General features: G+C 38.8%; 18 protein-coding genes and 2 pseudogenes. 3 read left to right on the top strand and 17 right to left on the bottom strand.

Annotated elements, in window-relative coordinates:
• Positions 1-60: 60 nt before the first annotated feature.
• The 3 genes from EWM59_RS09480 to EWM59_RS09470 form a co-directional block, all read right to left on the bottom strand.
• On the bottom strand, positions 61-2,418 hold the full coding sequence (locus EWM59_RS09480) for an ABC transporter permease (RefSeq protein WP_130020727.1): 2,358 nt from the start codon (positions 2,416-2,418) through the stop codon (positions 61-63).
• 95 nt (positions 2,419-2,513) lie between these two features.
• On the bottom strand, positions 2,514-4,871 hold the full coding sequence (locus EWM59_RS09475) for an ABC transporter permease (RefSeq protein WP_130020726.1): 2,358 nt from the start codon (positions 4,869-4,871) through the stop codon (positions 2,514-2,516).
• 731 nt (positions 4,872-5,602) lie between these two features.
• Positions 5,603-6,253 carry a hypothetical protein gene (locus EWM59_RS09470; protein WP_130020725.1) on the bottom strand — a complete coding sequence of 217 codons (651 nt, stop codon included), beginning with the start codon at positions 6,251-6,253 and terminating at the stop codon, positions 5,603-5,605.
• A 151-nt stretch (positions 6,254-6,404) separates the two neighbouring features.
• Here EWM59_RS09470 and EWM59_RS09465 point away from each other — a divergent pair, with 151 nt between their 5' ends.
• Together EWM59_RS09465 and EWM59_RS09460 are read left to right on the top strand one after the other, a co-directional pair.
• A complete protein-coding gene (locus tag EWM59_RS09465; protein WP_130020724.1) occupies positions 6,405-6,638 on the top strand; it encodes a 3-coathanger stack domain-containing protein in 234 nt (77 codons plus the stop codon).
• Between the two features lie 74 nt (positions 6,639-6,712).
• The gene (locus tag EWM59_RS09460; protein ID WP_130020723.1) at positions 6,713-7,651 is read left to right on the top strand and encodes a LysR substrate-binding domain-containing protein; all 939 of its coding nucleotides are present in this window, start codon (positions 6,713-6,715) and stop codon (positions 7,649-7,651) included.
• 107 nt (positions 7,652-7,758) lie between these two features.
• On the opposite strand, the gene EWM59_RS09455 is transcribed toward EWM59_RS09460, so the two are convergent.
• The 11 genes and pseudogenes from EWM59_RS09455 to EWM59_RS09410 all read right to left on the bottom strand — a co-directional run bounded on the left by EWM59_RS09455 (position 7,759) and on the right by EWM59_RS09410 (position 19,425).
• Positions 7,759-9,660 (bottom strand): AAA domain-containing protein, encoded by a 1,902-nt coding sequence (locus tag EWM59_RS09455; protein ID WP_130020722.1) that lies wholly within the window; start codon positions 9,658-9,660, stop codon positions 7,759-7,761.
• Between the two features lie 63 nt (positions 9,661-9,723).
• Positions 9,724-11,346, bottom strand: coding sequence for a S8 family serine peptidase (locus tag EWM59_RS09450; RefSeq protein ID WP_130020721.1), 1,623 nt, complete (start codon positions 11,344-11,346; stop codon positions 9,724-9,726).
• 67 nt (positions 11,347-11,413) lie between these two features.
• Positions 11,414-12,193 carry a phage tail protein gene (locus EWM59_RS28375; protein ID WP_229239321.1) on the bottom strand — a complete coding sequence of 260 codons (780 nt, stop codon included), beginning with the start codon at positions 12,191-12,193 and terminating at the stop codon, positions 11,414-11,416.
• Positions 12,194-12,245: 52 nt separating this feature from the next.
• Positions 12,246-13,031: a tail fiber protein gene (locus EWM59_RS28665; RefSeq protein WP_130020720.1), complete on the bottom strand. Its 786-nt coding sequence runs from the start codon at positions 13,029-13,031 to the stop codon at positions 12,246-12,248.
• 150 nt (positions 13,032-13,181) lie between these two features.
• Positions 13,182-13,451: pseudogene (locus EWM59_RS09435) on the bottom strand (phage tail protein); the annotation flags it as partial.
• 204 nt (positions 13,452-13,655) lie between these two features.
• Positions 13,656-13,934 (bottom strand): annotated as a pseudogene (locus EWM59_RS28880) (phage tail-like protein); the annotation flags it as partial.
• Between the two features lie 40 nt (positions 13,935-13,974).
• Complete coding sequence (locus EWM59_RS28770; RefSeq protein ID WP_374755940.1) at positions 13,975-14,754, bottom strand: phage tail protein; 780 nt, start codon at positions 14,752-14,754, stop codon at positions 13,975-13,977.
• Between the two features lie 30 nt (positions 14,755-14,784).
• Positions 14,785-15,567: a phage tail protein gene (locus EWM59_RS28660; RefSeq protein ID WP_310587844.1), complete on the bottom strand. Its 783-nt coding sequence runs from the start codon at positions 15,565-15,567 to the stop codon at positions 14,785-14,787.
• Between the two features lie 213 nt (positions 15,568-15,780).
• Positions 15,781-16,818: a twin-arginine translocation signal domain-containing protein gene (locus tag EWM59_RS09420; RefSeq protein WP_130020719.1), complete on the bottom strand. Its 1,038-nt coding sequence runs from the start codon at positions 16,816-16,818 to the stop codon at positions 15,781-15,783.
• Between the two features lie 72 nt (positions 16,819-16,890).
• Entirely contained in the window at positions 16,891-18,075 is a 1,185-nt protein-coding gene (locus tag EWM59_RS09415; RefSeq protein WP_130020718.1) for a serine hydrolase domain-containing protein, read from the bottom strand.
• Between the two features lie 6 nt (positions 18,076-18,081).
• Positions 18,082-19,425 (bottom strand): DEAD/DEAH box helicase, encoded by a 1,344-nt coding sequence (locus EWM59_RS09410; RefSeq protein WP_207219962.1) that lies wholly within the window; start codon positions 19,423-19,425, stop codon positions 18,082-18,084.
• Positions 19,426-19,854: 429 nt separating this feature from the next.
• Between EWM59_RS09410 and EWM59_RS09405 the strand changes: the two genes are divergently transcribed.
• Positions 19,855-21,036 carry a TolB family protein gene (locus EWM59_RS09405; RefSeq protein ID WP_130020716.1) on the top strand — a complete coding sequence of 394 codons (1,182 nt, stop codon included), beginning with the start codon at positions 19,855-19,857 and terminating at the stop codon, positions 21,034-21,036.
• 10 nt (positions 21,037-21,046) lie between these two features.
• On the opposite strand, the gene EWM59_RS09400 is transcribed toward EWM59_RS09405, so the two are convergent.
• From EWM59_RS09400 to EWM59_RS09390, 3 genes are all read right to left on the bottom strand, one after another.
• On the bottom strand, positions 21,047-22,996 hold the full coding sequence (locus tag EWM59_RS09400) for a hypothetical protein (RefSeq protein ID WP_130020715.1): 1,950 nt from the start codon (positions 22,994-22,996) through the stop codon (positions 21,047-21,049).
• A gap of 79 nt (positions 22,997-23,075) precedes the next feature.
• Complete coding sequence (locus EWM59_RS09395; RefSeq protein WP_130020714.1) at positions 23,076-24,950, bottom strand: beta-N-acetylhexosaminidase; 1,875 nt, start codon at positions 24,948-24,950, stop codon at positions 23,076-23,078.
• Between the two features lie 80 nt (positions 24,951-25,030).
• Positions 25,031-26,104 carry a transglutaminase domain-containing protein gene (locus EWM59_RS09390; RefSeq protein ID WP_130020713.1) on the bottom strand — a complete coding sequence of 358 codons (1,074 nt, stop codon included), beginning with the start codon at positions 26,102-26,104 and terminating at the stop codon, positions 25,031-25,033.
• Between the last annotated feature and the right edge of the window lie 159 nt (positions 26,105-26,263).

Genomic DNA, 26,263 nt, shown 5'->3' with positions numbered 1-26,263 from the left:
GGGTAAGGGCATGGGGCAAAAGGTATCAACCCTATGCCCCATGATCCATGCCCTCTGCTTTTACTCCGTTTTAAGAGATTTTATTGGATTCATTAATGCTGCTTTGATGGCTTGATAGCTTACGGTTAATAAGGCAATCAAACAGGCTAATACTCCGGCAATCAGGAAAAACCACCACTGGATTTCGATACGATAAGCGTATTTCTGTAACCAGTTACTCATCAGATACCACGCTAATGGGAATGCTATTACTGCTGACATCAAAACTAATTTCAGAAAGTCTTTTGAGAGCATGGCTGTAATATTTACTACACTGGCGCCTAATACTTTTCTTACCCCGATTTCTTTGGTACGTTGTTCGGCTGTAAACATGGCTAAACCAAACAGACCTAAACAAGAGATAAAAATGGCTAAGAAAGCAAAGTAATTGGCCAGTTTACTCACTACGTTTTCACCTTTATACTGAGCGGCAAATTCCTGGTCGGTGAATTTGTAAGAGAACGGAAAACGAGGATTAAATTTTTTGAAAGCTTTGTCCATACTGGCAATAGCTTCTTTGGTTTGTCCGGCTTGTGTGCGTACAATCACTTGCCCCAGATTTTGTTTACCTCGCTGGAAGTGAAGAATCAGTGGCGATATACCTTCATGCAAAGAATTAATGTGAAAATTCTTTACGATGCCAATAATAGTCCCTTTCCTACCCCACATAGTCATTTCTTTGCCTACAGGGTCTTTCATTCCCATTTTCTTGGCTGCTTCTTCGTTGATTACATAGTTAGTGGTATCTGTACTAAAAGCAGGAGAGAAGTCTCTGCCATCTTTTAGTTTGATACCCATTGTAGTGAGGTAGTCGTAAGAAGTAGCATTCTGAGAGAACAAAATTGTTTTGGTTGTATCTTTTCCACTCCATCTGACGCCCCCGGTTGAACTTGCTACCTGTAACGGGTCAGCCTCAGAACATGACACGGATTTAATACCTGGCATATTCATCAACTCCTGCTTAAATGACATGAAATTGGTTGATAAATTACCTTCTAATGGCATATATAACAGGTTTTCACGATTGAAACCTAAATTTTTACTTTGAATATATTCTATCTGACGATAAATCACTATCATGCCAATAATCAGCATAATAGAAAGTCCAAACTGAAATATAACCAGACCCTTACGGAAGAATGTGGCACTTGGTTTGAATTTCAAGGCGCCTTTTAATACAACTACTGGTCTTAAAGAAGACATGAACAGCGCCGGATAACTACCCGAAACTAAACCTGTGATAATAGTCAATCCAAATAAGGTTAATAAAAACAAAGGGTCTTTGAAGTCTAAACTTAGATGCTTTTCTGTTAATAAATTAAATGAAGGTAAAGAGAGAAAAACAATAAGAATAGCGAATAGTAAACCAATAAAAGCAATGATGAGTGATTCACCTAAAAATTGCCCTACCAAAGAATAACGCACAGCACCTACCACTTTTCTGACACCTACTTCTTTCGCTCTCTTGATTGAGCGTGCAGTAGCCAGATTCATAAAGTTAATGCAGGCAATCACCAAAATGAAAATAGCAATAAGGGCAAACATTTTTACATAATCAATTCTACCGCCATCCTGTACTCCGGCTTTATAATTTGAATAGAGGTATACATCTTCGTGGGCTTGTAAAAACAATTCCACATTGCTGTCATTATCTTTACTCTTGATATAGTCTTTTATTTTTGACTGAACTTTATCAATAGAAGCATTTGAATTTAGCATTACATAACACCACGGACCATTGTTACCCCATTGGTTTGCCCAATTATTAGTTTTTAACCAACGCTCATAACTCATCAGAAAATCAAATTTGAGTGAAGACCGGTCTGAAATTTCTTTCAACACACCAGTTACCATCACATCAGTTTTGTTATCTATTCTGATGATTTTTCCAAGAGGGTCTTGATCAGGGAAATATTTAGCAGCTAATTTTTTAGAAATCACCACTCCGTCAGGACGTTTGAGCGCAGTTTTGGCATCGCCTTTTTCTAGGTCAAACGTAAACATGTTTAAAAAATCACTGTTAACATACCAGCCTTTTTCTTTCTCAAAATTGTCGCCTACCGTAAATAATGGCATTTCTTCCCACTGTACCTGGGTTGCCATTTCAATTTCAGGAATATCATTGGTAATATGCTGTGACAAAATACCGGGTGTGTAGGCAAAAGTTACGGCTTCACCATCATACAACTGATTTTCCATTACCCGATAAAGCCTGTGGCCATTTTTATGGAATTTATCTCTTTGGAGTTCGTCTTGTAGCCAAAGCATAATCAGAAGGCTACATGCCATCCCCAATGCAAGACCCAAAATATTCAGAAGACTGAAGGTTTTGTTCCTCCACAAATTACGCCAGGCTATTTTTAGATAATTGCGAATCATATTGCCCCTAACCCCTAAAGGGGGATTTAGATTAAAAATATATATTACTTTTTCCCTCACTCCCCTTTAGGGACGGTCCGCCGCGCGGTTGGGAGTTACTCCGTCTTCAAACTTTTTATTGGATTCATTAATGCTGCTTTGATGGCTTGATAGCTTACGGTTAATAAGGCAATCAAACAGGCTAATACTCCGGCAATCAGAAAAAACCACCACTGGATTTCGATACGATACGCGTATTTCTGTAACCAGTTACTCATCAGATACCAGGCTAACGGGAATGCTATTACTGCTGACATCAAAACTAATTTCAGAAAGTCTTTTGAGAGCATGGCTGTAATATTTACTACACTGGCGCCTAACACTTTTCTTACCCCGATTTCTTTGGTACGTTGTTCGGCTGTAAACATGGCTAAACCAAACAAACCTAAGCAAGAAATAAAAATGGCTAAGAAAGCAAAGTAATTGGCCAGTTTACTCACTACGTTTTCACCTTTATACTGAGCGGCAAATTCCTGGTCGGTGAATTTGTAAGAGAATGGAAAACGAGGATTAAACTTCTTGAAAGCTTTTTCCATACTGGCAATAGCTTCTTTGGTTTGTCCGGCTTGTGTACGTACAATCACTTGCCCCCAGTTGTTTTGCCCTCTCTGCATATTAAGAATCAATGGAGGAATGCTCTCATGCAAAGAATTGATATGGAAGCTTTTTACCAGACCAACTATGGTTCCTTTTCTCCCCCACATAGTCATTTCTTTGCCTACAGGGTCTTTCATTCCCATTTTTTTGGCTGCTTCTTCGTTGATTACATAGTTAGTGGTATCTGTGCTAAAAGCAGGAGAGAAGTCTCTGCCATCTTTCAGTTTAATACCCATGGTAGTCAGGTAATCGTAAGAAACAGGATTCTGGGAAAACAGAATTATCTTGGTTGTATCTTTTCCAGGCCACATAACACCCTGCGTTGAGCTTCCTACCTCTAAAGGGTCAGCCTGTGAGCAGGTTACCGATTTAATGCCCGGCATATTAGTCAGTTCTTGTTTAAACGAAATAAATGTTTTTGACAAGTCGCCTTCTAATGGCATATATAACATATTTTCACGCTCAAAACCCAGGTTTTTACTCTGAATATATTCTATCTGACGATACACTACCATCATGCCCACAATAAGCATAATAGAAAGCCCAAACTGAAAAACTACCAGCCCTTTACGGAAAAAAGTAGCACTTGGTTTAAACTTCAGGGCGCCTTTCAAAACAACCACAGGTCTCAATGAAGACATAAACAGTGCAGGATAACTACCAGCCACCAATCCTGTTACTATGGTTAAGCCCAATAATATCAACAGGAATGTAGGGTCGGTAAAATCAAGGCTTAAATGTTTTTCTGTCAGTGTATTGAAAGCAGGCAGCATCAAGAAAACTATGAAAATCGCAAAAATGAGGCTTAAAAAAGCAATAATCAGCGACTCACCCAGGAATTGTGCTACCAACGAATAACGTACTGCGCCTACTACTTTTCTTACACCCACTTCTTTGGCTCTTTTAATAGAACGTGCCGTTGCCAGATTCATAAAGTTGATACAAGCAATCACTAAAATGAAAATAGCGATGATAGTAAACATTTTTACATAATCAATTCTACCACCATCCTGTATTCCAGCCTTGTAGTTAGAATACAGATATACGTCTTCGTAAGGTTGTAAGAATATCTCAACGTTACTGTCTTTATTTTTACTCTTGATGTAACCCTTTATTTTGGCATTGACTTTGTCTAAAGAAGCATTTTTGTTGAGCATTACGTAGCATCTTGGCCCATTGTTACCCCACTCTTTTGCCCATTCATTGGTTTTCAGCCAACGCTCATAGCTCATCAGAAAATCGAATTTGAGCGATGATTGTTCGGTAATTTCTTTTAAAACTCCTGTTACCATCACATCATCCCGGTTATCTACTCTGATGATTTTTCCGAGAGGGTCTTGATTCGGGAAATATTTTTCAGCTAATTTTTTAGAGATTACCACCCCATCAGGACGTTTAAGAGCCGTGCGGGCATCGCCTTTTTCCAACTCAAACGTAAACATGTTCAGGAAATCGCCATTTACATAGCGGCCTTTCTCTTTCTCAAAATTATTACCAACCGTAAACAAAGGGTATTCTTCCCAAAGCATCTGGCTGGCCATTTCAATTTCCGGAATATCCTTGGTAATGTGCTGGGATAAAATTCCGGGTGTTGAGGCATAAGTAACAGTTTCACCGGCATAAAACTGGTTTTCCATTACTCTGTACAATTGTTTCCCATTCTTATGGAATTTATCTTTGTTGATTTCGTCTTGCAGCCAAAGCATAATTAAAAGGCTGCAAGCCATACCTAAAGCTAAACCCATAATGTTGAGCAGGCTGAAAGTTTTGTTTTTCCACAAATTCCGCCATGCAATTTTCAAGTAGTTACTTATCATAATTTTGTATAAAGAAATAGGTCTTTATTTATATTTGACAAACCCTGTGCCAAAAAATGTAAGAAATTGATTGTGAGTTGTTTATGTGATTTTTGTAAATAAAAAGGTGTCCAAAAACGGACAACATTTGTTCAATTATGGACAAACGTTTTATTGGCGTATAGCTTTATTTTCCTGCAACCGTCAGCATGTAAACTTCATACTTACACTATGTTTCTATTAACTGTAATTGTCAGGACAGAAGTACAAATTGTATTGGAATGAATAGTTGAATCTTTGTTTTGGAACATACACATTGTGAAGAATGAGGATGAAAATAGGGAGGTTGAAAATGAATATTTTTGGTAGAAAATTTAAGCAAGAACAAGAAATTTTGAGAGAAGTCAGGATGAAGTAGTATGTAACATTCTTTCTTATAATAATTCCAGACAGTTTTCCAGCACCTGAAAAATCAATCGTTTCTGTTTTAATAGCTGTGTTTTTTAACAGACGCTATCAGTTTATGCAAAATAAAAATAAGCAATTACAGCTGCCACAACCGCAATTATCAAAAACAAAATACATCCGGTTTTTGATTTTGAAGATGATTGGGGTACATAGTCATTAGGCGGGACCGGCACATGGCTATCTATCAAAACTCTGTTCTTGGGCGGTTGAGGAGCTTCGGGTCTTTCGGAAATATTTTCTAAATCGTTCTCAGCCATTTATCGGATGGGTAATTGGAATAATGATTATTTTAAAAGTAATGTCAGTGAATCATCGTCAGCCAGAATGGTTGTATCAATTTTATTCAGAGAACTTTCTATCTTTAAATTAATGTAAAACTTTTGCTTTTCTTCATTCTCACTTCTATTGGCAATCAAATTCTGGATAAATAATATTCCACATAAAAATAAAGCGATTAATCCATAAAAAAAATACTTCTTAAACTGAAAAAAATGATTTGCTTTCAGGTCATTATTGACCTGATAATTTGTCGTTGACATGATATATTGTTCTATCAGCCAGTCATTGAAAACTTCTTCTACTTCCGATGCTTTTTTATGATAATTCAATAAACTTTTCCGGTAATCTTCAATCTCATTGGGTCTGGGTAACTCAATAGTCTGGAACCCTGCATCAATATTTGAGTAGAATCTTATAGTATGAAAGGCACATATAATGAAAATGAGGGAAGATGCAGCTAATAAAATGACAAAACCATAAGATAATACCCCCCAATATGAAAACTTATATGCAGAAATCAGATAGAAAATAATCGAAAATACACCTGTTAATAAGGTTATAGGAATAATAATGGCATTATTAAAGTCTTTTCTTCTATCTACTTCTTTGTAAAACAGCTCTTTATAAAAGTCAAGCCTTTGTTCAGAAGTTCGCATTTAGTACAATATTATGGTATAAATCAATGAGAATCATTTGTATAAACAAATATATTTATTTTAAGATACCAGCCTACAAGATAAGCTTCGAAAATTTATGTTCAGCAGCAATATTCATCTATATGGGTATAGAAACTTGAAAATAACAGTAATGAAAGTTACGATTGGCATTACGCATGAAGCATGTCCTGTCACGCTACTAATAACTGAGCCAATTACGAGTGGAACAGTCGTAAAGAAAGCAATTCAGATTACAGCCACCAATAAGGTTTCGGGAGCCTTGGTAACCTACCGGGCTGTTGAGTCAGTTACACTACAACCGGGCTTTAGTGCCACTGCAGGAGGAAAAAGATTCTTTCAGGCTATTATTGCAGGGTTTCCTTAACGAATATGGTATATTGAATAATGCTTCCTTCTCCAATAAAACCTGTACCTTTGCATAGATAAAATCTATGAGTTTTGAATTTACAACAATTAGAATATATAGTGGCTGTTGATAAACACCGCCATTTTCTGAAAGCTGCTGATGCCTGCTTTATCACACAAGCTACGCTAAGTATGATGATAAAGAAATTAGAAGAAGAACTGGAAGTAATCATCTTCGACAGAAGTAAACAGCCGGTGGTGCCCACTGATATTGGCAGGAAAATTATAGCCCAGGCACAAGTGGTTTTAAGAGAAACCGGGCATCTGAAAGAAGTAGCCAAGGCTGTTAAAAACGAAGTACAAGGGCAGCTGCGCATAGGTATTATTCCTACTTTAGCTCCTTATCTGTTGCCTTTGTTTCTTTATGATTTATTGAAAAAATACCCTCAGATAAAAATCAGAATCAGCGAGTTGAATACCAATCAGATTATTGAGCAATTGAGTAATGATTTGATAGATGTGGGTATTTTGGCTACCCCAATAGCGGCCGAGGGCATGAAAGAACACCCTTTATTTTATGAAAAATTAGTAGCCTTTGTATCGGGTAGTGAAGAGACGCTGAATAAGAAGTATATTCTGCCGGAAGAAATTGATGTAAACCGCTTATGGCTTTTGGAAGAGGGGCATTGTCTGCGTTCACAAATGATGAATTTATGTGAATTACGCAAGAAAAATACGGATTTGGGCAACCTGGAATACGAGGCCGGAAGTATAGAGTCACTATTAAAAATAGTAGAAATCAATAACGGAATTACCGTGATTCCCGAATTAGCGATGATTAATTTTGATGAAAAAAGAAAAACTCAGATAAGGGAATTTATGTCGCCTGTACCTGTGCGAGAAATCAGTCTGGTTACTTATCGTCATTTCATTAAAATTAAATTGCTCGAAGTACTGAAACACGAAATAAAAGACGCCGTAGCGAAGTTTATACCCGAGAATACTACCGGGCAAGTTGTAGTTGAGATATAGGGAGAAATTGAGTGATTGAGTAAATGTGTGATTGAGTGATTAGTCGATGAATAAAACCTAAATCACTCAATCGCTAATTCAGCAAACGTTGCCCGCTCAATAATTACTCACTCCATAAATTCCCAGGCACTCTGATAAGTATTTAGTTGCTCGGCATAGGCAATGAAATCGGCATAGAAAGGAAAAGAGGCAAGTGTAGCACTATCGCCAATAATAACCAACTTCTTTCTGGCACGGGTCATCGCTACATTCATGCGTCTTATATCTGCAAGGAAACCAATATTGCCCTCGCTATTACTCCGGGTCATGCTGATATAGACAATATCACGCTCTTGTCCCTGAAAACTGTCAATAGTATTTACCGATATTTTAGCCAGATAATCCTGCAAATCAGGTGATTGAGCTAAGGCCGATTGAAGCAGGTTGATTTGCTCTTTATAAGGCGAAATAATAGCCATAGTCGGGAAATTTTCAGGCTTATAATGTTTCTTTAGTTCATACACCAATAGATTCAGGTGTTTAAATAAAAACACAGCTTCTTCGGGGTTTGTGGTGCTTGTGCCTTCCAGTTTTTCATCAAAACTGCAACCCGCAGTGTCTATAAAAGCAATAGGAGTGTCATTATCAAACAGCAGATGTTTAGCTACTGATGCATGGGCTTTCAATCGGTTTTCGTAAAAGATTTTTGAAGAAAACCCCATAATCTGCTCGTTCATGCGGTATTGTTCTTCTAATAATACCACTGCTTCGGGGTGTAAAGAAACCAGTTTTTCGAGTAGTGTATGGGCAAGCCCTTGTTTAGCTGCCTCGTTTGATTTGATAGTAGGAGAGAGCTGGCAATGGTCGCCCGCTAAAACAACTTTCTGTGCTTTCAGCATAGGTATCCAACAGGCAGGCTCTAATGCTTGTCCGGCTTCGTCAATAATAACGGTCTGAAATTTCAGATTTTTAATCGTATAGTTATTCGCACCTACCAACGTAGCTGTAATTACCTGCGCCTTTGCTACAATATCATCTATGATATACTGTTCTGAATTACCCACTTCTTTCATAATTTTATGGGCTTCATCAAATAGTAATTTACGTTGGTCGCGCTCCGATTTTCCGAAATTGCGCTTATATTTATGCGCCATGTTTTTGTATTCCTGCGCCTGTTTTTTTAGTCTTTTTATATCTTTCATCTGGCTGTGTTCAGCCATTCGGCTATCCAATGTCAGAGACATCAAACGCTCAGTTACTTTAGCCGGATTACCCACTCTTACCACATTCAATCCTTCCATGTGTAGTTTTTCACTCAGCAAATCTACAGCAGTATTGCTCGGAGCTACTACTAATACCTGTTTATTGTTCTGCTTACTCAGGGCTTTAATGGCTTGTACCAAAGTAGTAGTTTTACCAGTGCCCGGCGGCCCGTGTACAATCGTTAATTCATTGGCTTGTAAGATTTTCTCAACTGCCAGTTTCTGAGATTCGTTCAGGTTTCTGGCAAAAAACTGAGGTTTTTCAAGATGAAAAGTAGGGGCTTTATCACCAATCAGTATATCAATTAGTTGGCTTTCATTCTTTTCTGCGATGACTGATGCCTGTTTAAGGGCATTCTGCATTTCGTCATAACTATTGTCATCAAAAAGCACATCAATACCCAGTTTCCCGTCACGGCTCCATTCCGGGAGTTCATCGGTACGCAAGGTTATTTTCAGGCGGTTATTGTTTTGAAAAGAGATAGTGCCCTCAACTCTGTCGTTTTTCGCATCATGATTACTGAAAAGCACAGCAGGCATTCCGGTTCTTAGTTGATGGGCAATATCCTGATGAGTTGTACGCTCTACCTCTACTGTCAGGTAGTCACCTCTGCTCATTTCCATACCCCTGATAGCAATCGGATACCAGGTTAAACCGTTTGCTCTGCGTTCGGCTACCGAACTTTGTTCTGTAAGTCTTTTATATTGATTGTGGTCTTCTTCCCGCTCAATTCTGAGTAAGTCAAGTAGTTTTTTGAAGTAATTCATGCCACAAAGGTAACACTAAAAATATGCTTTGTGTAGAAAGATGCCATGATGTCTCTGAAAAACCTATTTATCATCAATGGCTTCATAATGAAGTTTCCAGCCTTTTCCGGTGGTAGATTCGTTGGTAACAAACCATATCAATACCTTATTATACCAGGAGGTAATAATCGGAGGAATATCAGGACCACTAAAAATAGCAAGTATCGGATGGTGGGTGCCATCGTCGGCAAAAAAATAAACCTGGTCTATTTTGGCTTCGGTGTCAAATTCTTCAAAATTGATTTTAATTCTCTTTCCGGCAGGTACTTCAATCAGCCATTTACAACTGCTACGGTTGGCATAATTTCCAGTACCGCTGCCATCTACAACATAGCCTTCTGTCCCTTTTACCAAGACCTGGTCCTGACAATACAAACCGCTTGAGTCAATAGGCTGTGCTTCATAATAGAGATAAGTGTTTTTATCTTTGAATGCTTTTGTAGCTACATTTACTCTGAATGAATCGGCCTGAAAAATAAAAGGTTGTGACAATTGCGTGGCTGTCAATACTGTGTCTCTGGTACGGTCATTCTGAAAAAGAGAGAGGTTTAACGTGTTTTTTCCTACTAAAGGTTGGGATAATAAAAGTTTATAGGTAGGATATTTCCCCAATGGAGCTACTGCTAAACTTAACTCTTTGGTGCCTTTTCTCCAAAGAGGCAGATAGCCCTTGGTCTGTAAAAAACGGGTAGGAAAATAATTATTGTCTATATAGTTTTTAAGATTATTTACATGAATTAATCCTGCCCCTAATTTGCCATGAAAGAGAGAATTATACTGGTCAATAGGTTGGGCACTGTTTTTGAGCAGGCGGTCAATATCCTGTGGTTTTAATTCAGGATATGTAGCCATAAAAGCCGCCACAACACCACCTACGATGGGTGTAGCAGCCGAAGTAGCCGATATATATTTGTTAAGACCTGGTTCAAGAGGGTAAGTAGTAGCAATAGAGTCAGCTGGAGCAGCTATATCAACAAAATTACCGTAGTTTGATACAGAATATTTACGTTTGTCTCTGCCGGTAGCGGCTACTGCAATTGCCCAAGGATATGCCGCAGGCATCTGTGCTTTATCTGCATAAAAATTACCTGCCGAACCAACAATAATCACGCCCTGCTCCTGTGCTTTTTTAAGGATATTCTCTTTTTCAAGGTCAAATGTGCCACCACTCCAGCAGGTAATGATGATGTCTGCTTTCAGTTCCAGTGCATAGTTTATACCGCTGTATCCGTCCACAATATAATTGCTCTGGCGTGAGTCGGAAGAACTTTTGATAGGAATAATCTTAAACGCTGTGCCGGAAGTACAGAGCTTCTGAATGGTTTGCACAAGAATACCGCTTACTCTGGTGCCATGTGAAAAACGGCTGATGTTCTGAATCGGTGGATTCACATCTGCATCATTGTCTGAAAAATCCCAACCGATTACATCGTCTGTCTTACCATTTTTATCATCATCTAAGCCATTTCCCGGAATTTCTTTAGGGTTTTTATGAAAATAGGGTTTCAGGTAGGGATTGCTAAGGTCGAAAGCATCGTCAACTACAGCAATAACCAGTTCTTTTCTGGTATTCATCAGCTTAAAATCTGTTGGAATACCTATCTGCTCCCAAACCCAGTCGTTTTTGTCGGATTGGGAAAAGGCCAAGAAACATGTCCCGAAAAAAGCCAGTAATGTAAGACCGGCTTTATGAATGTGATAGCTAACCAATGGATTAATATTTATTATCGACAGTATATTTTTCTTCCCCGTTCTGTTCTCCTAATGAATAGTTAGTTAATCCCGGGCCCTGACCCATCTGCATAGGTACTCTGCCACGCAAATCTGGTAATGCAAAATTTGACTGGCCATTTCCGCCATAATAAGTGCCTAATAAGGCAAACAAGGCGGTATTCTGCGCAACAGATATTAACTGTCCATTGCAAGACATCCAGTTTTTAGGTGCAAAATTATAAGGATAAATGGTTATTTCTCCAATAAAGGCATTTATATCATTTCTTGAAGGAAATATTCCAGTCATACAAATACAGAAATTAAGTGCCAGATAAGGCTGAAGATTATCTAATTCGACAATCGGTTTCGGATTAGTATTTATCCAGTTATTACCATCCCAGGTTAATAATTGCCCCACTTCAGTCCCTGCATTAAGTTTAATATTATTAGAGGTAATACCGATAGGGTCGCTGGCATTAAGTTGAGAAACCGTACCCAAAGATTGCCAGATATAGCCTGTCCAATAGTAAAAGCCTTCAGGCTGGTTGTTGCCTTTGTTGTAAATAACAAGACCTTCCGAAGGGCTTACCACAGGGCTTGTAGCACTTAAATCGGCAGTCAGGATAATCTTTGGTATAATTACCCCATTGTTGGTAGAGGTAGCTGCTATGCTTGGCGCATTATATCCCGGAGTAATGGTAACAGATTGGGCTTTTGCCGGGCTAATCAGGTACACAAACCCTACAATACCAAGGTGAATAAAGTGAATATATTTTTTCATAAGTATAAGCATTCAATGGTGTATATACTATATTTATAATGCCGAATAAGACTTAGTATTTATTTGAAAAACTGTGCATTTCTACTCCTCCGGTTTGCCCCAACGTATAATTGCTTAAACCAGGTCCCTGACCCTTATGAATAGGTACTCTGCTTCGTAAATCGGGTAAACCAAATGTTGATATACCATTGCCGCCATAGGTAGTGCCAAGTAGTTGATAGAGTGGGTCATTCTGTTCGATAGACAATAATTGACCGTTGCATAGTGCCCAGCCTTTGGGAGGGAAACTAAACCCATACATGGCAATTTCGCCTAAAAAAGGTTCGTCGGCATTTTGTGATGGATAAATACCCTGCAAAGCAATAGAGAAATTAATAGCCAGATAGGGTTGCAGGTTATTCAACTGAACATTCGGATAAGGGTTAGGATTGGTATTTACCCAATTGTTACCATCCCAGGTCAGTAATTGGCCTGCTTGCGTACCGGCATTCAGTTTAACAGTATTAGACTCAATAACTATGGGGGCTGTGGCATTAAGAGGGGTACCATTGCCTAATAATTGCCAGGCTGTGCCTGTCCAGTAGTAAAAGCCTTTAACCTGATTGCCCCCTGTATTATAAATCAGAAGACCAGCAGCGGGGTTATTTACCGGGCTTGCAGAATTTAAATTATTTGTCAGTGTTACTTTTGATATAAGTACACCATTATCAGTTGAATTGGCTTCAATACTTGGCTGACCATTGCCGGGCGTAATAGTAACAGACTGAGCAATTGCCTGGCAGTTGCTACACAGATAAGCTACTATACAAGCAGTTAATAATAATAGGTATCTTTTCATTGAATGAATTTTTAAAATTTCATCAAATCTATCTGCTTTCTAAAAGAAGAACCTAAAATTACAATGAGAATCAGCCGGTTTTTTTATTTAATGAGTTAAGGATAGGATAAGGGAGCTATTTTCTCAGTATCTATTGTCTACCACATGAGCTTCTGTTCCGGTTTTTTGCCCCTGTTGATAATTCAGTAAGCCAGGACCCTGACCCATACCCTGTGCCGCTCTTCCCCTTAAATCAGGAAGCGCAAAGGTTGTCTGACCATTTCCACCGTAAGTAGTACCAAGTAAGGCGAAAAGTGCCTGATTCTGGTTAATAGGTAAAAGCTGTCCATTGCATAATGCCCATCCTTTGGGAGCAAAAACAAAACTAAACAGGGCTATTTCTCCTATAAACGGCTCATATCCATTTTGTGAAGGAAATATGCCAGCCAGAGCTATACAAAAATTAATGGTTATGTAAGGCTGACGGTTGTCGAGATTTTGAACAGGTTTAGGATTCGTATTTACCCAGTTATTGCCATTCCATGTCAGTAACTGGTTTACTGCTGTACCTGCATTGAGGCGGACATTATTAGAAGCAATACTAATAGGTGCAGTAGTAGAGAAGGGAATAGCCGTGGTAAGAAACTGCCATGCAGTACCTGTCCAGTAATAAAAGCCTTTAGTCTGATTGTTGCCTGAATTGTATATCAGAAGACCTGACGCAGGATTTGTAACCGGACTTGCCGAATTGAGGTTATTAGTTAAAGTAATTTTGGGTACTATAACTCCATTGTTAGTAGAAGTAGCTGCCAGACTGGGCTGGTTATTGCCCGGTGTAATAGTTGTAGACTGTGCCGTAGCCAGCGTATGGATATGTAGAATGATAGCCAAGCTAAGGCAAAAAATATAGGTAAAATTTTTCATAATAAGAGTTACATCTGATTGAAGTAAGAAAAGCTCTGTCTCAATACTTGTTATCTATGGTATGTTTTTCTACCCCACCCTGTTGGCCCAGATCATAGTTGCTTAAGCCACTCCCTTGTCCCATACCTATGCCTATTCTTCCACGAAAATCAGGCAGGGCAAAAGTAGAACTGCCATTTCCGCCATAAGTAGTGCCTAATAATGAAAAAAGAGCTGTATTCTGTGAGAGAGGCAGAAGTTGCCCGTTGCAAAAGGCCCAGCCATTGGGTGCAAAATTAAATCCAAAGACAGCTATTTCTGCTACATAAGGCTCCAGACCACTTCTTGGAGGAAATACTCCTTGTAAAGCTATACAGTAATTAAGTGTAAGAGAGGGTTGCAGGTTGTCCAGCGTCTGAATTGGTTTAGGATTGGTATTTACCCAATTGTTTCCGTTCCAGGTAAGTAACTGGCCTGCTGCGGTACCAGGATTCAGGCGGACATTGTTAGAAACAATCGTTATTGGCGATGTAGACGGAAGTGTAATAAGTGCTGCCATATATTGCCAGGCAGTGCCTGTCCAGTAATAGAACCCGTTTACATGATTGTTGCCGATATTGTAAATTAACAGACCTGCTGCAGGGTTTATTACAGGGCTTGCTGATGCCAGATTGGCAGTGAGTGCTACTTTAGGTACAATCATGCCATTGGTGGTAGAGGTAGCCGTCAGACTGGGTTGATTATTGCCCGGTGTAATGGTTGTTGACTGGGCGATAATCTGATGATTTAAGCCAAAGAATATGGTTAAACCAATGCAAACAGAATATATGAATTTTTTCATAGTGTGTGATTTCCTTTTAATGAGTATTTCTTAATACTTATTACTAATAGTATGGGCTTCTGTCCCTCCAGATTGTCCGATAGTATAATTATATATATTCCCGACTCCCTGCCCCTGATGTATAGGTACTCTGCCCCTGAAATCGGGTACAGCAAATGTTGACTGTCCGTCTCCGCCATAAGTTGTTCCAATCAACTGAAAAAGGGCTTCGTTTTCAGCTATTGGTATTAATTGCCCGTTACAAAAAGCCCATCCAGACGGTGCAAAACCAAAGCCGAACTGCGCTATTTCTCCGATATAGGGTGAACTATCAGTTGGTGATGGAAATATGCCATATAATGAAATACAATAATTGATAGCCAGATAGGGCTGCATATTATCTAAATATTGATCGGGTTTAGGATTGGTGTTTACCCAATTGTTGCCATTCCACGTCAGTAATTGCCCTGCTGCTGTGCCCGGATTCAATCTGATATTATTAGATACAATACTTATGGGAGCATTGGCTGTAAGGGTTGTAACACTTCCTAATAGTTGCCATCTGGTGCCAGACCAGTAATAGAATCCTTTGGTCTGATTATTACCTGTATTGTATATCAAAAGACCTGCTGCCGGGTTTGCTACGGGGCTTGCTGAGGTCAGGCTGGCAGTCAGGCTGATTTTGGGTACAATCATGCCATTGTTAGTAGAAGTGGCTGTCAGACCGGGTTGATTATTGCCCGGTGTAATGGTGGTTGACTGAGCATATATTGATGCAATTGAACAGATATAAATGGCTAAGCCAGCACTCAGATTCTGCAGGTATCTTTTCATAACACAGAGATTCAGTTAGTACTTCTAAATTAGCAGGATTTCAATGAAAAAAACCATTATAAGCCGAATATGTTTTGAATTTTTACTGAGTGGTTTTATATCAATCTCAAAAAAATCTTTTAAATAATAGTCATTTGTCCATCACATGTATTTAAGGCATAAAAAAACGATGCAGATTTTCACCTGCATCATTTTAATAAAAAATATCTCTTTTTAAACTCTCTCCAACTTAATCGGATAGGTCTTTTTAGACGCCCATTGGGGTACATAAATACTATCGTCTGAGTCCATATACACATCGTGTGGGTGCATAAACACGTTGAATGGGTCTTGTTTACGTTGTTCACCTAATTTGCCATCAGTATAAATAGGTTCGCTTCCGCCCGGCGTAGAAATCACACGGTCGTTTTTATCAAGAATGGTGATATACCCCGAATTAGCATTGTCGCCGGAAGTAGAACGATAAGCCGCTCCTAAAAGCGTTTCACCTTTAATAACCGGACGACAGATAAAAGTACCCGGTAAAGAAATAGTAGCTAAATGATTGCCATCTAAAGTAAATCTTTTCCAGCAGTTTTCTACACGTGAAGTAACCAATAACGTAGGTTTTTGCTTGTTGCGGGTATCTACAATTACACCATGATTACATTTAAACATATCTTTACCTCCCCAGTGGCGAATCAATTTGCCCTTTGCATCATATTGCATTACGTAGTTTAAACCATAGCCATCTACTACATAAATATCGCCGTTGGCAGGATTAACAGCCGTTTCGGTAGGGTTAAACTGGGTTGGATAATCATAGACCCCTGTTTCTTTCGGATAATCTATCTTGAAAATTACTTTTCCGGTCAGGTCAGTTTTAATTACCTGATGACGGCTGGTATCACAAATCAATAAATACTGGTCGCTGCCTTGTCCGGCAATGGTTAAACCATGCCCACCCGGATACGAATTACCCCAGGTTTCAAGCAATTTGCCCGATTTGTCGTATATCAATACATTGTTTTTGGTCTCGTTAGTCAGTAGAATCAGTCTGCCTTTCGAGTCTTCTACCATTTCATGGCAATCGTTTACAGGGTTTTTAGCGGCGTCTAATATACCCCAACCAGTTTTAACACGGTACTTATGAGAATTATGACCGATAATTATTTCATCGTTTTTTCCGAAACTCAATCCGGGTAGTAAGGTCGCAGCAGTAGCTAAGCCTCCGAGCTTAATAAAGTTACGACGGTTCAGGTATTGGTTCATTTGATAAGGTTGAATAGGTTCAATAAAATTCTATCAAATATGGTCAAACTTTGGCAGAATATTATGCGTGTGCTAATCTTTTTTGTCATAAGGGATATAATTTTCCCATTGCCAGGGCGTAAATACATCGCCAATCGAATAGGCCAGTAATTCTTTAAAAATGCTTTCGCCATTGTCATTATTAGTCATAATAAAGACAGCAATTTTTTTGTCAGGATAACAGATACTATAATGTCCCCAGCCATCATCGTGCCCTTCTTTAAAAAACGCTCTGCCATAAGGGCTTTTTAATACGCCTACTCCAAATCCATAGCCCAACTGAATGTTGTCATTATCTGTTCCATCTTCTCTGGAAAGAGGCCCGAACTGCCTTTTAGATTTAATACGTATCTGTTGGCTGGTCATGGCTTCAAAACTCTTTTTAGAAAGCCCTTTATGATTCACTAAGGCAGTATAGAATTTAGTGAAATCTTGCAGTGTAGTGCTCATAGAGCCTCCTGCACTCGCTTCATTCCATTTCATTAATTCATAAGGTTTGCCATCGCTGCTGTGTCCATAGCATATATTGTTGTCAAATTCTTTCTGCCATACCTGGCTGGTGGTAGCCATGCCCAAAGGTTTAAAGACTCTTTCCTGCGAGATGGTTTCATAGTCTTTACCTGTCACTTGTTCTATAACAAATTGAAGCAGATATAAGCCTTCGCCCGAATAGCTGTAACGTGAGCCCGGCTCAAAATTTATTTTCAGTTTTCTGTCCGCTTCAAACCAGCGCCAGTTCGGGAAACCTGTGGTATGCGTCAGGCACATACGAGCAGTAATTTTTTCGTAACGCTTATCATTTTTTAAATCGTGGTAACCACGGTTCCAGCCTTTTATCTTATAATCGGGCAAAGGTTGAGAGAGATACTGCACCAGAGGTTTATCTAAGTCAATCACTTTTTCATCTACAAACTGCATCACGATATAAGCAAACACCATTTTAGCAAAAGAAGCCGCATACATTACAGAAGTAGGCTTAAAAGGTATTTTCTCAGGCACATTTGCCAGACCAAAAGTTTTGCTGAAAACAGGCTTATTGTCATTAAAGACTGAAATGGCAACCCCTGATACATTAGCCGCTTGCATAAGATGCTCAATTTTGTGTTGCAAACTATCAACGGTAATTGTTGAGCCGTCAATTCTTTTAATAGACTGCCCGAAGCTCACGGCATGGCTGATAGTAAAAACAAAGAAGACAAAGGCTGTTTTTCGTATCATGATAGGTTATCTGCGTTTAGATTTAGTGGTTCCTCTGGTTTTATCAGGCTTATACGTTTTTTTTGCCGGAGACAAAGATTTACTTTTCTTAATCTCGGGTTTTCTGTTTTTCTTTTCGTGAAATGCCCCTTTAAATGTCGGGTCTTCTTTTTTGCGCTGGTCATCAATTTCGCGAAGATAGTTCTGGCGTTCTTCAAAAGGGGTATCTGCTGTTTCTACCTCTGCCGGAATTTCTTCTCTTGGAATTTCCATGCGAATGATTTTCTCAATTTTCTTGATATGGTAATCTTCGGCAATAGTTAAAAAAGTAATGGCTTCACCTACCTGATTCGCCCTTCCGGTTCGCCCTATCCGATGCACATAGTCTTCGTAGATAAGCGGGACATCAAAATTGATTACGTGTGATACCTGCTGAATATCAATACCCCGTGAGGCCACATCTGTAGCTACCAGTACATTCACTTCTCCATGACGAAAAGCATCCATTGAATTGATACGTGTATTTTGCCCCTTATTGGCATGGATGACCCGTATTTTGCTGAAAGGTACAATTTTTTGTACCATTGAGTTATATACATAGTCGGCTACTTCTTTCGACCTTGTAAAAATCATGGCTTTTTCTACACCCTCTTTCTCAAAAAGATATTTGAGAAGATTGATTTTTGTCTGAGTATTGGGTACTTCAAACATACGTTGCTTTACTGTCTCGGCTGTAGTGGCTTGTGGGGTTACCTCTACCCGGGTAGGAAATTCCAGAAACTCTTCTGATAATTTTTCAACTTTTTCCGGGAAAGTAGCTGAAAACAATAAGTTTTGTCTTTTGCGTGGAATCACCTCTAAAATCTTGCGTATTTGTGGCATAAAACCCATATCCATCATTTTATCGGCTTCGTCCAGTACCATGATTTTAAGGTCTTTTACCTTGATTTCTTCACGCAGATACAAATCCATAAATCTGCCCGGTGTAGCTACAATAATATCTATCCCTTTCTGAATAGTCTCAATCTGTGTTTTAGGGCCAAGACCCCCATAAATAGCTGTATGGCGTAAATCGGTATATTTAGCCAGTTCGGCTATGGCCTTATCAATCTGTATTACTAACTCTCGGGTAGGTGCAAAAATAATGCAACGGGGCATGCTACCCTGTGCATATTTGATTTTCATAAGTATCGGCAACAGATAGGCTGCTGTTTTACCGGTACCCGTTTGAGCAATACCCAGTACATCTTGCCCTTTCAGAATCAGCGGGATAGCTTTGTCCTGAATAGGAGTAGGCTCTGAGTATCCGCTATCTGCCACGGCATTTAATAACTGGCGATTCAACTCAAATTTTTCAAAAGAATTTTCCATGTGTTTTATTTAGAACGAACAGAAAATCTGTTACATTCCTTATTAATTTGGTGCAAAATTAGTTAAATATTAAAACTTAGCCTAATTTGTAATTTTGATAGCCCTTTTTCTCCAACCATTCCGATAGTATTTGTGTCATAGTTAATAAAGACTATTACCTCATGCAAAAACCTTCCTTGGTAATCGTATGTATTGCTCCTTATTCAAAAGTACTTGTTGGGAAAAACGTATTCCAACATCCGATGACAGTATTTCAAATATGACGGTATCGGCTAAAAAAGTAAAAATAGTGAGTTTACTCTGATTATTACAACCTATATAATGTCTTGCGTAGGTTGGGAATAAAGGTTTTTAAAGAAAACTTGTCCTGATTTATATTTTTCCCAACCTTTTTTCCGAAATTTAGGTCATAGTTTTAAACATATTCTTATGCAAAGGTTATTGGTTATTATTGGTTTTGTTAGTTTTTTTATGAATGCCTGTAGTAAAAAACAGGAGCCTTCACCATCGGGTGGCGACGAGATTGCATCTATGAGTGTATCTGCCAGAAAGATAAATACTGAGGTTACGTTAGATATTGCTGCCGTTACATTCAAGGGTACGAATCCTGTGGCAACAACTTTCGAACAGGCAGAAGTGTGGATTTCAGAAGAGGTATCGGGGTATTCCAATATGAAGTTATTGTCAACTACTACTTCAAGAGCGGTAAAATTAGAGAATCTGAAAGCAGATAAAACTTACTATGTGGCTGTAAAAGGGCTGAAAAATGGTGTTAAAACAGAATTTTCTAAGCCAATTATGTTTACTACCCGTTCATTGAAACCACTTGAGACGCTGTTTGACCTACCTAATGGCTGGTTTATGAGTAGCTCTTATAAAAGCCCCTTTGTAGCTTATGTTGATGCCGGTACTGGTGAAGTAATTATTCAGAACTGGATGGATAAATCAAAAAAAGTGATTTTCAAGAACTCGGCAGCTAAAAGTTATCAGATAAAGGGTTTTTATACAGAAGGAACCCGCTTGTATCTGGAAACCACCAAAAACCAGGCACGTGCTTTTGACTTTTATGATTTAATTGATAACAAGATTGTTGAAATGAAAATGCCTATAGGATCAAGAATCTGGAATTGTGCTTTTTCTCCTAATGGATACAGAATGGCTTTCACCGATTATAATAGCCCGGGATTGTTTATCTATGATTTAGCTATAGAAAATGTCAGGCTCTATTCAAATGATACCTTTCAGGATTTCGACTGGACAGTTGACGGGAAAAGTCTTATTCAGGTAAGAAATAAAGCTAATTCTACTACCGAAGCCCGTGAAGTAGTAAAATGGAATCTGGCTGATAGCAAGGAAACTCCTGCAAAATTATTTGAATGGCCCGATGCTATTCAATGGATGTCATTCTCACCTACAAATGAGTATGTTTTGTTTGCCAGCTATGTATCTAATAATGCCGACTTATGGATATATGAATTGAAAAGCGGTAAAACCTGGCAGATATCAGATGTAGCTAATTTCGGGTGGTTGTCTGAGAAAGAGTTTTTTGTAAACGCTAATAAAACTGGCAATGAAACAAGCTGGAAAACCTATAAATATACAATGCCTTAGTCAGGCACCCTTAGTCAGGCATTGTATATTCCTGAAATTGCCCTTTGAAATTATCGCTAAATCCTCCACCGTATTTTGCCCAAAAACGTATTTTGGTAACTTTCAGATCGGTTTTACCACCATTTAAGAAGAATCGGGCGGCTTCTGCATGTGTCGTAACTTTTTGATTAATAAATATGCCTCCTCTCAGAATTTTATCAATTACTCTGAAGTTCTCCTGCTTGCCATTTTCATACGTTACCTGACAATGTAGGTAAGGTGGCTGAAAAAATAACCTGGCCAGTTTCCCTTTTAAACTATAATTGATATCAGCCGAAAAAACAACAGGGTTGTCGCTAACAGGTAGATTAATATCTTCATCAAGTTTAAAAGTAATGGCTTTTGTACTAACAGTTTTTAAGGTTTTAGATACTTGCTGATGCTGGAAAACAAAGAAAGTATCTTTGGCTATTAATGTAGTATCTGTCAGTTGATAGTTTTTTAGTAAAGCCTTTGCTAAGTCTGTTTCTACCCAGAAAGGATTTTGCTCCCGAAAAGATTCTACACGATAAATTACATATTGTGGGGCAGTTTTAGAAAGATATTTCTCTCCGTTTTTTTGCATTAACCAGTCGCTATTAGCCTGATAAGACTGAATGACAGGACGAGGGTTATAATTCAATCGGTTAAAAAACAGATAGGTAATCTGGTGCGGAACAATATCTACTGAGGCATTTCCTATTTTATCTGATAGGTCTTGTGGTAACTTTACCGGAATATTTTTGAAATTGTCTTCGTAATCATAAGTAAAAAGCCTTTGCAGATAATTTATGGGGTTTTTCTCCTGAATGATTCTGAATATTTGAACAGGTTTAAAATCTTCTTTCATTTCTTGAGCCACGTCAGCAGGCGGATAGGTAAGGGCATAGCCTTTAATCGTATGCTCACCCATATAGTAGCGTATCATTTGCGTAGCCACTATTTGCAAAACTAAGATAATAACAAAAGCCCTGCCTGCCCAAACCTTATATTTCTCTGCCGTAAATAAATATAGAAGTACCGCCAACGGAGACATAAACAAGAAGAACCCAAATACATTGTAATGCCCTACGGCTGTATGTGCCTGTTTAAAACTCAAAAACCAGGTAAGGGATACGAGTATATATAAATAGAGCGATTGCCATTGAAAGCGTAAGATAATGAATAATCCGGCTACGGCTAAAATTAATGCCTCAAATAACAAAAGAGGCAGAAACTCTTCTTTGGTCAGAAGCATGATTGCCATACCATCCTGATAAGAGTCAATGATTTTCATACTTGCTCCCAGGTATGCCGGAATATCTACATTCAGTATAAATGAAAGCGAGTAAGTAAGCAGGATTTGTAAAACAGCAATGATAATGATTGTGCGAAGTGTGAAATACCGAGCCACATAAAAGTAAATAAGCGAGGCATACAAAATTATATATACAACAATGCTTAGATTAACTTTTATATAGAAAATCAAGACTGACAGAATAAATGCCAATAGCAAACCTATCGAATTGCGGGTTTGTTGGGCATGCAAAAGCCAGAATAAAAAGAAATAGAATAGCGTAAACGAAGTATCAGCAATAAAACCCCAGGGCATAAAAATAAGCAAGGCCGAAATAGCTACCACCCACCGTTTGGTGCCTGCTTTGGCAAACGCCAGTCTGATAATAATGAGATAATTGAATAAGGTAAAAAGCTCTACGGCAACCAGTAAAAGATGGGAAACAGTTTTAGGTAAAAGACCTGTATTGAGATAACCCAATGGACCATAATTGAAGATAAAGTCTCTGCCAAATACAAAATTTTTCTCAATTGCCATCACTAATGCCTCGTGCCATGAGGCGTCAATATCTGCGCCTGCATATCCGGCAGGTAATGATAAAGAGAAGAAAACAAGACTAAAAAAAACAAGAAAGAGGTTTTGCTTTGTGATTTTTGCTGAAGCCATCGAAAAAAATAAAGTCTTTTACTCTGATTGCAAAAGTAGAGTAAAAGACTTCTATTTTAGGTATATAAACCCGAAAATTTTACCTGCCTACACGTTTTTTCAAGTCTTCTCTTTTTAGTGTAATCAAATGCCCGATAGGTTTGCCATTGCGGTAAGTAGCTACTCTTAATGTGATTTGGGCATCCGGCACCTCGAAAGGTTGGGTATATTTAGTAGAGAAATTATCAGGCATGGTATCGTCCATCGTATAATAAACATCCACATCAGCTAATTCAGAGCCTAATTCTGCTATCAGTTTACCATCTTTCTCACTTGCTTTTACAATGGCATCGTACACTGCTTTTGAGTATCCCATTTCTGCTGCATCGGCTCTTTCAAAATGGGCTTCCATGCGTTTGGTAAAATTGTTCCAGTCCTTACTGTCTTTGGGCGACCAGAAAATATCAGCCAATGCCCATGCTCTCGGAAAAGTCATATATTCGGCATAACGAATGGTCGGAATCTGCTCTGTCCATAAGTTTCCCTGTCCACCTAAAATATATTTAGGGTCAACCCCTTCTTGCACAGGGTCAAAGCTATAAGTTTTGCTCAAACGTAACGTGGCATAAATAGGAGGGTCGATGGTGGCTTCGCCCTGGTTATAATCCAGATAAGCAAAGGTACTTGGGGTCATTACTACATCATGTCCCATTTTAGCCGCTTCAATGCCGCCTTTTACTCCTCTCCAACTCATAAGCGTAGCAGTAGGGGAGATACCACCTTCCAGAATTTCGTCCCAGCCCAATAGTTTTTTGCCTTTGGCATTCAGAATAGTTTCTACACGTTTCATGAAATAGCCCTGCAGTTGTTCTACCTCGTGCATATTCATCTTTTTCATCAAAGCCTGACAGCCAGGGTCTTTTTCCCAGAAACCCTTGTAACACTCATCACCACCCACATGAATATATTTATTTGGAAACAAGGCTGCTAACTCGGTAAATACTTTGTCTAAAAACTCATATACTTTTTCGTCTGATGGATTCAGCGTATTATCAATAAACATTCTGAATTTACCGCCGCCATACCATTCTGCAAAGTTTGTACCCGGATTTACCTTGGTTTTAGGGTCTTTGGTACAAGAGAGATAGGGATAAGCCGCAATAGCGGCCATACTATGTCCGGGCACGTCAACCTCTGGTATAATCGTTACCCCTCTTTCGTCAGCATATTTAATGATTTCTCTTACATCATCTTGCGTGTAAAATCCACCATAGGATGTAGGCTCGCCGTCTTGTGGGTCTTTTCTGTCGCCAAAATGGCCGTCTCTTGCTACACGCCATGCGCCTACTTCGGTTAGTTTAGGTAAAGATTTTATCTCTACTCTCCATCCGTTGTCATCTGTCAGATGCCAGTGAAGGGTATTGAATTTATAGCGAACCATATCATCAATATAGCGTTTTACATCAGCTTTTGAGAAGAAATGGCGGCTTACATCCAACATCAATCCTCTCCAGCCAAAGCGTGGATAATCAACCACCTTTACACCCGGCACATTCCATTTTACACCCTTACTTACCGATTTACTTTCAATTTCTTTAGGTAATAATTGTAAAAGAGACTGAAAGCCATAAAACAGACCAGCAGGTTTGTTTGCGGCAATTTTTACGCCTGCATTGGTAGCCTCTAAGGTATAACCTTCATTGCCAATGATAGTGTTGGGGGTAGCATTAATAGTAAACTGGATAGCTCCGGTTTTCTGAATTTTTGGGGTAAGCCCGGCTGCCTTTTGAAGTTTAGCGGCAAACATTTCAGCAATTTTCTGGCTTTCGGCATTGTTGGCGCCAATAGTAGTTGCTGCAGTTATGTTGTAAGCGCCTGCTATATTCTTAATTTCTACGGGTTTCGGAATAATATTTTGTGCAAAAACATCTAAGGTAAGAATGCTTAATACAAGCAAAAAGAGCGTTTTTTTCATGAGCGAATGTTTAGGTTTTGAATAGAATCAGAGCTCAAAACTACGTAAAAAAGTGGTAGAGTTCGCGAATATTTTCTGATTCAGTGTTTCATCTTTTTCAGCGCATCGTAGTATTTGTTGAGGTTTTCCCTGTTCTGGTCTATATAATTCAGGTAATTATCGGCATTGCGCATATTGTTAAGCGCCATCCGGCTTAATTGTGAATTTGGGGGAACTAACGAATAATAGTACCGTGCCTGACTCATGTCTTTTTCAATATTTGCCAGTAAGCTATATACTTTTTCTTTTTCTTCTCTGGCTCTTCTATACGAATCACCCGTATTTTTATTCATAAAAGACATCACCAGGTCGTGCCATGCCTTCGAGTCAACTTCAGCTTTTTTGGCAAAATAATAGCCAATGCCTGATTTGGCTTCATCATTACTGGCATCAAAACGCAGACTTCTGAAATCAGCGTTGAGTTTTTGCTGGTCAAAAGATAAACTCTCAAATACTCTTAAGGTATCGAGATAATTGAATCTTAATGATTTAGCCGGTTTTTGCCCATAACGAAACTCCTGCAAGCTGATAGGATTGTCAGACAATTGCCAGAGTGGGTCTAAAGGTATATGTCTTTTAATAAAAGCTTTTCCTTCAGCCAGGTAAAACTCTTCATTCAGTTGTTTCCTAAACAATCCGGTTTGCATATTAATTGCTCCTGCACTCCAGGTAGGGTCGCATAAATACCATTTACTATTGATTTTAACCGCATTCCAGGAATGTCGTTCTGATGAGAAAGTCAGAGTATTGGTACGAGAATCAAGATTTTTACAATAGCCCGCTATACTATAAGCCTTGATGCCAGAAGCGGTACATAAATCCTGAAACAGATTCGTATAACCCATACAAACTGCCTTTTTGCGATGTATCACTTTATCAGACTTCTGGGCTTCTGCATATTGTTCAATAGTCTTGATATTCATCTCGTTGAACAAATCAACATCATAGGCAATATTGCCTGTAACCCACTCATAAATCGCTCGTACCTTCAATGAATCAGTATAGATTCCATTGGTTATTTGTGAAGCCAGACGTTTTACCTGTGGTGAAACAGTTTGGGCAGAAACAGAAAGGCAAAAAAAAGAAAATAGCAGCAAGTAAATTTCTTTTTTCATAATTGTCAGTCAATCGGATAATGTGTGCTATGAGTTAAGGAATTACCTTTATCTGATAGCTAAAAAGGTTAATATCAACAAATAAACGGTAAAATATAGCAAATATTTTACCAAATGAAACGGCTCGTTGTCTAAAGTAATAAAGGACTTATTTTAGTA

Source organism: Emticicia agri, from assembly GCF_004168285.1.
Lineage (GTDB): Bacteria > Bacteroidota > Bacteroidia > Cytophagales > Spirosomataceae > Emticicia > Emticicia agri.
Note: the sequence above shows the minus strand (reverse complement) of the source record. Positions and strands in the feature narration are given on the sequence as shown.